Source organism: Parabacteroides sp. AF48-14 (assembly GCF_003477465.1).
GTDB classification, from domain to species: Bacteria; Bacteroidota; Bacteroidia; order Bacteroidales; family Tannerellaceae; genus Parabacteroides; species Parabacteroides acidifaciens.
The window spans coordinates 74,999-87,684 of the sequence record NZ_QUDI01000005.1 but is presented as its reverse complement, the minus strand read 5'-3'; the positions used below and the strand labels follow the sequence as shown (position 1 = coordinate 87,684).

Sequence of the window (12,686 nt, the reverse complement as noted above, 5' to 3'; positions counted from 1 at the left end):
ATCAGTTGAAAGTTGAAAATAGCGTTGCCAATGCTTGTGATATATTCTGCACATCCTGATCAGTCATCATCTCTTCCGCATTGAAGACGATAGATGCCTTCGAATAGAAAGGTTCCCTTTTCTCTAAGCTTTCGGCGATAAAGGCTCTCAACTCATCGCCCGAACGCCCTTTTAACACCGGACGCGTCGTTTTGCAGAGTTCCAGGCGTTTTGCCAGCTCATCGACCGAGACCTTGAGATAAACGGTTTGTCCGGCTTCATTCATAAACTCCATATTATCGAAAAAGCAGGGCGCACCGCCTCCGGTAGACACCAGGACGTCTTCAAACATAGCCACTTCGCGGAGCATCCTCCGTTCGACATCCCGGAACGCCTCTTCCCCTCTTTCAGCAAAAAGCTGACCGACGGTTTTATGATAACGGCCTTCTATATAATGGTCCAGATCAATAAACGAGAGCCCCAACTGCCTTGACAACACCTTTCCCACAGTAGTTTTTCCGGCTCCCATATATCCAATCAGAAATATACGCTTCATATCTAAACGATTGTTTCCTGCAAATGTATACTTTTTCCGCTAAGAACGCCCGTTTTATGCCGGATAAATTTTTATCTTTGACCCCATGCATTCCCGATTTCCTCAGCAAGGAATCCAAACTTCTTCCTGAGAACGGAAGAGTTTGATGCGGATCTTTTAAACAGGAAATAATGGCAAAAAATAAATATTATGTAGTATGGAAAGGGCTGAATCCCGGCGTCTATGACAACTGGGCCGAATGCAAAGCGCAGGTGGAAGGACAGGACGGAGCCAAATATAAGTCGTTCGAGACCGAGGAAGAGGCGACAAAGGCTTTTAATGGAGGATATGAACATTATCTGAAAGCAGCATCCTCCGCCAAGCGGCCGCCAATCTTACCCCAAAAGCGCCCGTTGGAAAGCCGGTCTGGGAAAGCCTTTGTGTCGATGCCGCCTGTAGCGGCAATCCGGGCGACATGGAATACCGGGGCGTTTATCCACCGACCATGCAAGAGGTCTTCCGCATCGGGCCGTTGAAGAAAGGGACAAACAACATCGGAGAGTTTCTGGCACTCGTGCACGGCCTCGCCCTGTTGAAGCAAATGGGCAGCAACCTACCGATCTATTCGGATAGCCGAAACGCTATCGGCTGGGTGAAAAAGAAAAAATGCAAGACGCTGTTGGAACGCGTACCGGAGAACGAACCGGTCTTCGACCTGATCCAGCGGGCGGAGAAATGGCTCAACACAAACACTTACACAACTACCATCCTCAAATGGGAAACCTCGGAATGGGGCGAGATTCCGGCGGATTTCGGGAGGAAATAAAGAAGGGGAAAGACTGAACCGATTGTTACTCTTACAAATAAAGTAGACGGAAATAATACATTATATGCAAATATTTTATATCTTGCACCCATAATGAGCAACTGGGAAAAACAGCAAGAGGAGAAGCAAAGCGGCAAGGAGAAAGACAAAGTGAGACGTGAAAAGCTTGCCGGATATTTCTTCGATTTGTCTAAGTTGACATTTGCATCACTTGTATTAGGAGGCATTGCGCCTTTGTACGCAAATATTTTAAACGAGGTAGATTGGGTAACTATATTGTTAGGAGTATTCTCATCATATATATTTGCTTTTTTTGCCAACAGAATTTTAAAACAGTAATAATATGGATGCATTAGGAATTATTTTTTTATTTACAAGTGCTATAGGTGCAGGCTGGTAATATGGTCTTACACTCCTTCCGGTAAGAAATGGCTGAAAAATCTATAACATAGATTTGAAGGGTAGAATTATGACGGAAGATGTTCGTTGGAAACAACGACTTGCAAACTACCAAAAAGCTTTAGCCCGCCTTCAAATGGTACAAGCAACTGATTTAACTTCTCTATCGGATTTAGAGAAAGAGGGATTTACACAACGTTTTAAATATACATACGAATTAGCGTGGAAGACTTTACAAGATTTCCTGCATTACAAAGGCTATATAGACTTTGCAGGACCTAATGCGACTTTATCATTAGCCCTGCAAGACGGCTACATTACGGACGCCGACGGTTGGCGTAAGATGAAGAAATCGCGGGAATTGATGTCTCATACTTATGACGAAGGACAAATAAACCAAATTGCATCCGATATCGCCAACATTTTCGTTCACCTGCTGAAAGAACTAAACATCCGGCTGGCAAATGAATCTTCCTCTTTATAATCTGTCATCCACCCAAGCCGGATTCAGACAGCCTTTCACATCATAGACGACGCTGTGCTCCTTTGTCAGAGCCGGGACATCCAAAGATAGGAAATCCGTATGGGCAACAGCCAGCACGACTACATCGAATTTCTTATCCGGCAGAGAAGAGAGGACTTCCAGCCCGTATTCGCGCCGCACATCTTCCTGCCGAGCCCAAGGATCATAAATCGTAACCTTTATGCCGTAATCCTGCAGATAGCGGACGACATCGCCAACCTTGGAGTTACGGACATCCGGACAGTTTTCCTTAAAAGTAAAGCCCAACACCAACGCTTCCGCATTCCGCACCGGGACATCTTTCTTAATCATACATTTCACGACACGCCCGGCGATATATTCGCCCATCGTATCATTGATGCGGCGTCCGTACAAGATCAGTCCCGGATGAAAACCGTAGTCCTGTGCCTTGCGAATCAGGTAATAAGGATCGACACCGATGCAATGACCGCCAACCAGTCCGGGTTTGAAATGCAGGAAGTTCCATTTTGTTCCGGCCGCGGCCAACACCTCATTCGTGTCGATGCCTATCAGATGGAATATCTTGGACAACTCGTTCATAAAAGCAATATTGATATCGCGCTGGGAGTTCTCGATCACCTTGGCGGCTTCGGCCACTTTTATACTGGAGACAGGGAAAGTTCCGGCCGTAATCACCGAGCGATACAACGCATCCACTTTTGCTGCCGCTTCGGAAGTGGAACCGGAGGTGACTTTCATAATCTTCTCTACAGTATGCTCCTTATCACCGGGATTGATACGCTCCGGAGAATATCCGGCAAAGAAATCACGGTTGAAAACGAGCCCCGATGTCTTTTCCAGAATCGGAACACATTCTTCTTCCGTAATACCGGGACAGACTGTCGATTCATAAATCACAATGTCGCCTTTCCCCAATACTTTCCCAACCGTCTCGCTGGCCGAATACAAAGGTGTCAGATCCGGGCTGTGATGCAGGTCCACAGGCGTAGGAACCGCTACAATATAATAGTTACACGAACGAAGCTCTTCCGCATCGGAAGTGCAGTACAAACCTTTCTCCCCTTCGCCCGGAAGATGCGGAAGCAATACGGACTGCAACAACTCGCCGGATACTTCCTGCGTCGCATCCTGTCCGGCCATCAAGGCAGCCACCCGCTCCCGCTTCACATCAAATCCGACAACCGGATAAAGCGTAGCAAACAACCGCGCTAACGGCAACCCCACATATCCTAAGCCGATAACGGCAACTCTTATCTTTCCCATCGTGCTATCATTCATTTTATCACTTATAAAACGCCCGCATCCTATCTTGCTTAAAGACCTCAGGAATAGTATTATCCGCCCGTATAATACCATCCCGGCAAAGCTGCTCATAAGAAGCAGTTCCTATCACCTTATCATACTCGGCATCCAACAAACCATCCTTATACAACTGGTAGAAATAACGCCAATGGCGTCCGCCATGCTTCTTGGGATTTTGCTCCAGTTGCTTTCCTCCGTTGATCATCTTCTCTAAAAACGGTTGTTTTCCCCGAATATTATAATGATAAATACGGATTTCACTTGCTGCAGTCCGTTTCGGAAACATGGTCACTTTATGATTGCCCATCGAGATTTGAATATATCCTGTTGTGCGATGGATTACTTTTTGATTCTGTCGGGTAAAAAGAGAATAACGAGAAAGATTATAAAGTTCAGGATCAGCAACGACTTCCACCGTCCGATTCCATTGCCAAAACGGTTTATCCTCTTCCGGATAAACACATTTCATCTCACAAGTCAGGACATTTGCAGCAGTGGAAATAAGTTCCGTCTTTAAGTTCCCGGACGGGGCATACCACAACTCATCAGCATCCGCATTAATAATCCAGTCAGCCTGATAAACAGATTTTGCTTTCCAGATCATGCGATCGACCCATTTCTTTTGTTCGTAATTCGTGGCTTTCTCATCGATAGTCTCCAAAACCCATCCTTTATCCATATATTTCCGAATGATTTCAGGTGTCCGGTCCGATGAATTATTATCTGTAATAATAAAACCGTCCACACCCATCAATTTGTGAAAGATGAGATTCTCTTCCAACATATCCTCCTCGTTCTTAACCAATAAGGTCATAATCAAACGGGGTGCTGTCTTGTTCCTAAAAGCATGAAAGCATTCAGTTATGGTGATACCTATTTTTTGTAACAAAAACAAATTCATTTCTTTTCTATTTTTCATCTATTGATACCTTAACCCATTCTTCCGGATAAATATCAGGAGTATCTTTATGTTGGAACCAACGACACGGTACAATTACAATCTTGTCTTTTCCTGGATTCAGCCAAGCTCCCCACCAGCTAAAAGTGCTATTACATATAATATGATGGCGGCAATGGCTCATTAACATCATATCTTGCCAACTATCTTTTCCCTTATTCCAATCAACATATACCGCTTTCTTAAAAGGAATGTTTTCTTTCACCCAAGTAATATCATCTGAAAACACATAATAAGTGGGATCAGGGAAACGATGTTCCATCTCTTCTAAAGCATTAATATAATAAGGTAATTGGCAAACACTTCCAGTGTTTGCCCAATGACGTGGAAAAAGATAATCTCCACGTCGAAAATGAATCGAGACAGCCTGACCATCTGCATCTATTTGCCTCAGCATTTCAAGGCTTTTTTCATTTGCAATATCCAAATTAAAAGAGAACGACTTCCGGATGTCCTCCTTTATATCAAAAAAGAAACGCTCCGATTGATAGAATCCCTTAAAATAGAGCAATGGCCAAGAATATCTTTTCTCATAAGGCACAAGAGTAGATGGATCTTGACGACGTTCATATATCTTCTTAAAGAAAAGAAACTCCAATACTTTTTTCAATACACGATTTATACAAAACTCTATATGAGGCAAGTTAAAAATCCGGTTCATTTCATAACCGTTATGCACATTATAATGAACCATATCCGAAAGATCTATCCTCGTATCAGGATAAAGTTTTTTCATCCTCAAATAAAAAGCATAAATAAACATCTGATTCCCTAATCCTCCGATCATTTTTATAAGTCTCATAAATGTACCGTATTAAATTTTACAATCAGTTTGAAGCATTCGTCTGCATCATATCCCCTTGTTTTTGCATATTCATCGGCAAGCACGGCAAACATTTCATGCGTGCCGGGCAATCGCTCAAAATTCTTGCATCCTTCTTCCATCCCGATCTCTCTGAAACGTATTCTGTTCAAATCAATAATTTCCACTTTCACATCCTGTTCTGTTTCCTTAAACAGGATATTGCCACGTGAGTAATCTTTATGCAAATAGCCATGTTCATGCATGGCCGCCGTAGCACGGGCTATCGCACGGAGAATCCGTTCCTGTCCGGTAAAATGGCTTTTCACCAAATCATAATATATGTGAGGGCATTCCGATTTCAGGCTAACGTAATAGCTGCGCATAAACAGCAAACCTGTACGTTCGGTATAATAGCCCACCGGTTGAGGTGTTCCGATACCCGATTTCAACAATAGTTCTGCATACTCATACGAACGTTGCGCCTTGGAAGAACGGAAGAGGCCATAGACGATTTGATTAACCGGGTTCGGTTTGCAAAAAGACTTTATGACCAATTCTTTCCCTTTATAATCAATCTCACGCAACTCATTACGACCTTTATGAATGATCCGGCCTCATTATTCTTAAAATAAACAGGAAGCGCCTTTATAAAAGAAGTAAAGTCCGCAAAGTCCTTATTCACAAAGACCACACGAGGGTGAAACAGGCGATAAGCCTTATTTATCAGCTTCGACCAAGTTCTCCTATATCGCAGAGGGCCGCCTAATTCCCGTTCAAAGAATTCCGGATGACGCTTATTCAAGACGTCGATGACGTGCTTTTTCAATGAACGGTCCGTCACGCGTTTCGAACTGTTCCGGATCCGGTAATGCAGGGAGATTTCAGGAAGCTTCACGACTTTCCCACCGTCTTTCAGTATCGATATCCAGAACTCCCAGTCTTCGCGGGCAATGATTTCCTCGCAATAACCTTTCACCCGCTCCCAATCGGACTTCCGGTACAGGGCGCACGTGTCCATGATATTCTTCCTGGCCAGCAGTTTCAAGGAAAAAGGAGGCAAAACCCACTCGCCCGAACGGTCACCGAAGAAGTCTGCACGCGGACAGACAACCTTGATCTCATCATCCTGCACGATTACCTCGACCGCTTTACGGATAAAAACCGGGGTAATCGTATTATCCGCATCGACCGGCAGGATCAACTCTCCTTCCGCCAACGCTATCGCATGGTTACGGGCGGCACAGGCGCCGGCATTCGGTTGCGTGTACGCTTTCACCCGTGCATCCTTCGATGCATACGCTTTTGCAATCTGCAGGGAGGAATCTTTCGAACCGTCATCCATGACAATCACTTCAAACGAAGGATAGTCGGAAGCTAAAACAGAATCGAGCGTCTCACTCAAATACTGTTCCATGTTGTACACGGGCACGATTACCGAAACCAAAGGTGAATGATTCATAAGCAAATCAGATTTTATCCAGGCCTTTCGTAAACTTCAGCCAGTAATATTTCAGGGGATTTGTATATTTAAGCTGTTTCCAGGGGCGGCTGCCATGCGGACGGTGCCACACGGTGAGCGTAGTAAACAGATAGTTCGTAAAACCCTTTTCCAGGGAACGGTGCGAAATCGTCACATCATGCCAGTTCTTTGAAGGGTCCAGCAGATGGAAATCGAACGTCTTCAGGAAAGAGAATGTAAGCAACGAACAGCAGAAACTCAGATGTTTCTTTTCCGGAAAGACCTGTCCTTCTTTGCCTTTGGCATATAAATAAGGATAGTTGATATTCTCCTGCTCGTCGACAGTAACGGCAGCGGCAATCCCGCAATCCGGACGATCCGACGCACCGTCGAACAAAGCCTGCAAGGTATGTTTCTTCACGATAACATCCGATTCCACGATCAGCAATCCGGCTTCCGCCGCAATCGCCTTTTCCTGTGCCGTCTGAAGGATTAACAGATAGTTGGGAGAAGGATGTTCGGTCAGATCCGACAGATTCACCAGTTCAAAGCCCAGTCTTTCCGAAGCTTCGCGCAGCCTTTCCGTGTTTTCTTCCGTACTGAAATCATTATATACAAAATAACGATAAGGCACGGTAAAGTCGGATGCAAGTATCGATTCGATTGTCTGCAAAGTCAGCTCGATCGAATCTTTTACCGGAGTGATAATATGTAATTGTTTCATATGCAACTTTATTTGTACTATTCGGATAAACCGGCTGTGACCTGCTGTTTTTCGCTCAAAGCATCCAACACACGGGAGACGATTGTCTCGGCCGGTAACTGTGTCAGACAAGCCCAGTCTCCCCGGGAACATTCTTTCTGCCCGAACTGCGAACAGGGACGACAAGGCAAAGGCAGCCCGATCACATCTTCCGGACGCTGACGATAACCGTAAAAGCCGGTATATGTATGCGTCGCTCCCCAGACAGACAGGACACGCGTCCCGACCAATGATGCAAAATGCATATTAGCCGAATCCATGCTCAACAGCAAGTCTAACTGACTTATTAACGCCAATTCGTTGTCGAGCGTATATTTCCCGACCACATTCTTCACATGCGGGTAACGATATTCCCATTCTTCCAGTATCGCTTCTTCGTATCCTTTCGCCCCGAACAGAAACAGCGTTATATCTTCCCGCCGGGAAAGAGTCGCCACGACCTGTTCCATTTCATCTATCGGATAAACCTTTCCCCGATAACGTGCAAAAGGTGCAACTCCCAGCCATTTACCTGTCTTGGCACCGGCAATGGCTTCCATCTTGGACAAGTCTGCCGGACGCGATTCATAAAGGGAGGTAAACGACTCGGTATAAGCCAGTCCCGCAGCCCGGAAAACATCAGCATAGCGCTCGATAACAGTCGGTAGCGGTTCCATCTTCTTATTCTCCTTCCGCATAAGCGGCGGATATCTTTTCCGGATTTTATCCAGGACATAAACCGGCTTGCCTTTCACCCAAAAGAGTGTACGGATAATCATCGTACGAATGACATCATTCAAATCCAATACGACATCATAATCGAATTTCACCAAGGCGGAAGTAAAGCGTAACAGCCCGACCAGTGTTTTCTCGGCTCCTTTCGTACTGATGCCTATCACCTCCAGATTGGAAGGACGGTTCATGAAAACCGGCATCATAAACGCCTGAGTCAACACCGTAAACGAATCTTGTGGATTAGCTTTGGCTGCAGAATAGATGACCGGAAGTGTCATCGCCACATCGGCAATAGCAGCAAGTCGTATGACTAATATTTTTGCCATTATTTTTTATCGTACATTTTCATTTGTACCGCATGAATCTCTTTGTAAATACCAGTGTACAAAGATAGCAAGTTTTTTCATCCTTTCAGCATATAGCCTTTTTTTTGTCAAAGAAACGATGCCGGTGGAGGGGTCGTTGCGGAGAGCTTTGCGGAGATAAGTGATTTGGACATTCAAGGCGAGGGAATTGGCATAAGAGGCATTTCCCCATACGGTGGAAAGGAGGATTTCGCGGTCGATCGCCACATTCGGGTTGCGGGCCAGGATACGGAGGATTTCCGCCTGGCGGGAAGTGATCAATGTCTTGCTGTTGCCGGTCCGTATCTCGTTCGTGGAGTAATCGAATACGGTATTGCCGAAATGGTAGGTTTCTTCTTCGACCTCCACTTCGGGATTCGTTTCCAGACGTTCTTTGATACGCGCCAATAGCTCTTCCGGATAGAACGGTTTGGCGAGATAGTCATTCCCTTTCAGGCTAAAGCCCTTCAGACGGTCGCTCTTGTCTGAGCGGTCGGAAAGGAAGAAGATGAGGACATGGCGGTCGGCTTCGCGTATCTTTTCCGCCACTTCAAAACCGTTCAGTCCCGGCATATTGATATCCAGCAGGACCAGGTCGGGCTTAACGACCGGAAACTGCTCAAGCGCCATCGTCCCGTTGCCGGTATAGGTCACATCGTATCCTTCCTTCTCCAGAAAACGCTTCAGAAGAAGGGAATATTTCAGGTCATCGTCCGCAAAAAGTATTTTCAAAGGTGCTGCCATACTCATCTTATATTAGGGATTTCCACTGTTACTTCCGTTCCCTTCCCGACTTCACTGCGGAGCGATACATGCCCGTGATGCGCCTCGACAACCTGGCGCACATAGCTCAGCCCCAGTCCTAATCCCGGAATCTGTTTATCCGGCAGACGGGCAGAACGGTAGAATTTATCAAACACTTTTCTTTGTTCATCCGGAGCAATGCCCACGCCATTATCGGCAACCGTCAACACGACCGACTGTTCATTGCGGATAATAACCACCCGGATATTCACTTCCGGACCGGAGTACTTAATCGCATTCTCGATCAGGTTACTGAGGATATTGGCGATATGTACCGGATCAGCCGTAACAGGCGGAAGTTCCGGAGGGAAAGCCGTGGAGAACGTAACCTGTTTTCCGGAAGGGATATGGATCAGGCGAATGACCTTTTCCACCAACTCCTGTAGATTAAACGCGACAGGATGCAATAGCGTCGCACTACCGTCGGCACTCACCATATTCTTCAGTTTCCCTAAATAAGCAGAAAGATTATCCAACTCGAACATCGCATCCTGCACAGCCTCATCGCTCGCCGCCTCATCCGTCCGCATCTGCTTGTCATTCAGAAAAGCGATGCACATCTTGATAGTCTGCACCGGACGGCGCAACTCATGAATCATTGTGTGGACGAAGCTTTCGCGCAATTCGCCTAACTTCTTCTGTGTAAGGATCGTTTTGATCAGGAAAGCTAAACAGCCCAATAATAAGACAATCAGGAAAAGACTGAATACCAATTGCCAAGCCATCTTCTTCAATAAAGAATTAGCAGTGAAGCCAACCTCGATCATCACTCCTTTTCTTTCTAACGGCGCATAGCGGTATTTGACACCTAAGCAAGGCGGGAATAGATGCCCCGGCAAGATTTCCCAAGAAGCGAACCGGCTTAACGTATCTCCCTCCGGCAAAAATGATACCCGGAAATCATACTGCGGCAAACGTTCCCTAAGTAGACTGTCGAGCCGTTCCGTCCGAAAAGGTATATGGTGATTGACCACACTACGCTCCACGCCATGAATAATACTGTCCTCTGGAAGATATGGGTCAAAAGAGATACGAAGCTTTGTTATATTCACCTGGTCTTCGTTTGCTGTATCGGGCATCCCCTTCCTGTCGAAGTTCAAGCTAAGCTGTGTCAGGACATTCCGTGAAACAGTATCTTGCTTTGATTTGGTTTGCGAGTTCCGGCCGAGAATAAACGAAGTATCATCCCCTAACGCCACCTTCTTACGCCCGGCAAATTCTTCATCTCCGACACGCAATACATCGGCAGCTACCTCGTCCGCATACCGTTCAGCCTCATAGTAATATTGGTTATACAGCCAATATCCCTGTACGCCGATTGCTACCAATGCCGAAAGCAAGGATAATATATAAATCAGTTTGATCCGCTTTTCCATCTGCCCGTCTTATTTCTTTCCGGCAAAGATAGAAAGGCTGCCCGATAAGTCCCGTATGGAGACGGCTCTTTTTCGGGCAGCGTAATATTTTAGTAATAAATCAGGAAAAGAAATTTTGTTGCACATAATAGAAAAATCTCCCTACGACATAACCTAAACGATAGATCATTGCCAAAGAGACTAAGCATAACAGTATATTTATGCCATTTCGGTATCTCTTGTCCTCGTAATAACGCACAATCAGTTGGTGTAATTTTGATTCCATAATATATATATGTATTAATAAGTTTCTTTGATAATAGTAGCATTAAACGACCGTTTTCCATCAACAATCTTATCCTCGTCTTTAAAAGACCGAAGTTTTAGGAAATACCAAAAGTCATTGCTGCTACAAATAAGGCAATAACCGCCGAAATAGTAGACTAAGGGGTTTCCCATACAAAATCCGTGTAACATAGGCAGTAACCCCATCACAAGGAAAGGCAATAATAACGCCACGCGATAATACTTCAATGCCATTGGCTTAACCAGTAGAAATCGCCACGCCCCCTGATCCATCTTCCATTGTAAAGCATGACGGTCTCGGCCGGAAAAATAATACAGCACGGCATACTGAATCAAAATATATCCTGCAAAACCAAACAATATACAGACAATCCCTATATACTTGATTGCATACCCCAACTGATGGCCAGAATCAAAAGCAGAACCTTTCCCCCAGATATAATTAAATAACCAGCCACCTATTATGACGACCATTAGTATTAATACCACGCCTCTTCCATTTATCCAGCCAGCTTTCATTTTCACCTCCATCCCCTCCGGATGTATATATTCTTCTAATCTTTTATCTTTTGTGTCCATATCGTTGTTACATTTTATCCGAATTAATACGTACTTTTAACAATCATACAGGAATAAGGCTTCTTTCCATCTACTATTTTATCTTCTGCCCTAAAAGAGCGGAGTTTCCAGCAATAGTAACAATCTCCAAAAACAATACCAGTAGAAAGAATTCCAAAAACATAAATAAACAGGTTTCCTGAGCAGAACCCATGTACCATAGGGAAAATACCCAATATAAAGAACGGAGCCAGCAACACCAGACGATAGTATCTCAAAGCGAGAGGTTTCACTAATAAGAGACCGAAACATTTCCAATCTTTATTCCAACATATAGCCCGACGGTCTTTTCCGGAAAACCAATAAAGCAATGCATATTGCATTAAGTGATAAACCAGCATAAAAAGAAAAAGAATCGATATGCCTTTCAAACTGAAAACAAACATCCTCAACATTTTTCCTACTTCACGCCCTGCCTGATACTCGGGAACTCCTCCCCATACAGAGTTAAATAATAGCCCTCCCGCCATAGCTAAGAAAAGAAATAAATAGCTACATATCGTAATTATTCGGCTAACATTCACTTCCACTACCACTCCTTCCGGGTGAATATACTCTCCCATTCTTTTATCTTGTGTTTCCATATCGTTGTTACATTTTATCTGAATTAATATATGTCCCTTTAAAAACTATTGCGGAATAAGGTTCTTCTCCATCTACGATCATGTCTTCTCCGCTAAAATGGCGGAGTTTCCACAAATAGACAAAATCACCCATCGCACCTGTATATAGTAGAACCAACCCTACTGCATAGCACGTTGGATTCCCGGTACACAATCCATGTATGGAAGGTAATACACCCAATACTGTAGCCGGCAGTGCTAACATCACACGATAATATTTCAAAGGCATTGGCTTTTTCAAAAAAAGTCCTGTTATTCCCCAATGTATACGAAAACGAAGAGCCCGAATATCTCTTCCTGTAAAAAAATACAGTAGAAGAAACTGAAAAGAGATATAAGTTGCACACATAAGGAAAAGTCCGCCAAGACCTCCAACCGAATATTTCGAATC

Annotated in this window: 15 protein-coding genes and 1 pseudogene; 3 read left to right on the top strand and 13 right to left on the bottom strand. The window is 44.6% G+C overall.

The window, feature by feature from the left end:
- Position 1: 1 nt before the first annotated feature.
- A complete protein-coding gene (locus tag DW083_RS03805; RefSeq protein ID WP_115498298.1) occupies positions 2–535 on the bottom strand; it encodes a shikimate kinase in 534 nt (177 codons plus the stop codon).
- Positions 536–705: 170 nt separating this feature from the next.
- Here DW083_RS03805 and DW083_RS03800 point away from each other — a divergent pair.
- The 3 genes and pseudogenes from DW083_RS03800 to DW083_RS03790 all read left to right on the top strand — a co-directional run bounded on the left by DW083_RS03800 (position 706) and on the right by DW083_RS03790 (position 2,223).
- Positions 706–1,340: pseudogene (locus DW083_RS03800) on the top strand (viroplasmin family protein).
- Positions 1,341–1,433: 93 nt separating this feature from the next.
- Positions 1,434–1,679, top strand: a complete 246-nt coding sequence (locus DW083_RS03795; protein WP_122331487.1) for a hypothetical protein — start codon at positions 1,434–1,436, stop codon at positions 1,677–1,679.
- Positions 1,680–1,809: 130 nt separating this feature from the next.
- Positions 1,810–2,223, top strand: coding sequence for an HI0074 family nucleotidyltransferase substrate-binding subunit (locus tag DW083_RS03790; RefSeq protein ID WP_122331486.1), 414 nt, complete (start codon positions 1,810–1,812; stop codon positions 2,221–2,223).
- On the opposite strand, the gene DW083_RS03785 is transcribed toward DW083_RS03790, so the two are convergent.
- From DW083_RS03785 to DW083_RS22535, 12 genes are all read right to left on the bottom strand, one after another.
- A complete protein-coding gene (locus DW083_RS03785) occupies positions 2,218–3,507 on the bottom strand; it encodes a nucleotide sugar dehydrogenase (RefSeq protein WP_122331526.1) in 1,290 nt (429 codons plus the stop codon). The two genes, DW083_RS03790 and DW083_RS03785, sit on opposite strands and share 6 nt — an antisense overlap.
- A 19-nt stretch (positions 3,508–3,526) precedes the next feature.
- Positions 3,527–4,447 (bottom strand): glycosyltransferase family 2 protein, encoded by a 921-nt coding sequence (locus tag DW083_RS03780; RefSeq protein WP_122331525.1) that lies wholly within the window; start codon positions 4,445–4,447, stop codon positions 3,527–3,529.
- 7 nt (positions 4,448–4,454) lie between these two features.
- A complete protein-coding gene (locus tag DW083_RS03775) occupies positions 4,455–5,306 on the bottom strand; it encodes an alpha-1,2-fucosyltransferase (RefSeq protein ID WP_122331485.1) in 852 nt (283 codons plus the stop codon).
- Positions 5,303–5,893, bottom strand: coding sequence for a lipopolysaccharide kinase InaA family protein (locus DW083_RS22545; RefSeq protein WP_233551748.1), 591 nt, complete (start codon positions 5,891–5,893; stop codon positions 5,303–5,305). The genes DW083_RS03775 and DW083_RS22545 overlap by 4 nt, the downstream gene beginning before the upstream one ends.
- Positions 5,854–6,768 (bottom strand): glycosyltransferase family A protein, encoded by a 915-nt coding sequence (locus DW083_RS22540; protein WP_233551747.1) that lies wholly within the window; start codon positions 6,766–6,768, stop codon positions 5,854–5,856. Before DW083_RS22540 ends, DW083_RS22545 begins: the two co-directional genes overlap by 40 nt.
- A 7-nt stretch (positions 6,769–6,775) precedes the next feature.
- Entirely contained in the window at positions 6,776–7,492 is a 717-nt protein-coding gene (locus DW083_RS03765) for a glycosyltransferase family A protein (RefSeq protein WP_122331484.1), read from the bottom strand.
- 17 nt (positions 7,493–7,509) lie between these two features.
- Entirely contained in the window at positions 7,510–8,571 is a 1,062-nt protein-coding gene (locus DW083_RS03760; protein ID WP_122331483.1) for a glycosyltransferase family 9 protein, read from the bottom strand.
- Between the two features lie 6 nt (positions 8,572–8,577).
- Entirely contained in the window at positions 8,578–9,333 is a 756-nt protein-coding gene (locus DW083_RS03755) for a response regulator transcription factor (protein WP_122331482.1), read from the bottom strand.
- A 2-nt stretch (positions 9,334–9,335) separates the two neighbouring features.
- Entirely contained in the window at positions 9,336–10,769 is a 1,434-nt protein-coding gene (locus DW083_RS03750; RefSeq protein ID WP_122331481.1) for a sensor histidine kinase KdpD, read from the bottom strand.
- A 279-nt stretch (positions 10,770–11,048) separates the two neighbouring features.
- Positions 11,049–11,633, bottom strand: a complete 585-nt coding sequence (locus tag DW083_RS03745) for a metalloprotease family protein (RefSeq protein ID WP_122331480.1) — start codon at positions 11,631–11,633, stop codon at positions 11,049–11,051.
- Between the two features lie 23 nt (positions 11,634–11,656).
- Positions 11,657–12,256, bottom strand: a complete 600-nt coding sequence (locus DW083_RS03740) for a DUF3267 domain-containing protein (RefSeq protein ID WP_122331479.1) — start codon at positions 12,254–12,256, stop codon at positions 11,657–11,659.
- A 7-nt stretch (positions 12,257–12,263) separates the two neighbouring features.
- Positions 12,264–12,644 carry a metalloprotease family protein gene (locus DW083_RS22535; RefSeq protein WP_370038685.1) on the bottom strand — a complete coding sequence of 127 codons (381 nt, stop codon included), beginning with the start codon at positions 12,642–12,644 and terminating at the stop codon, positions 12,264–12,266.
- Positions 12,645–12,686: the final 42 nt, after the last annotated feature.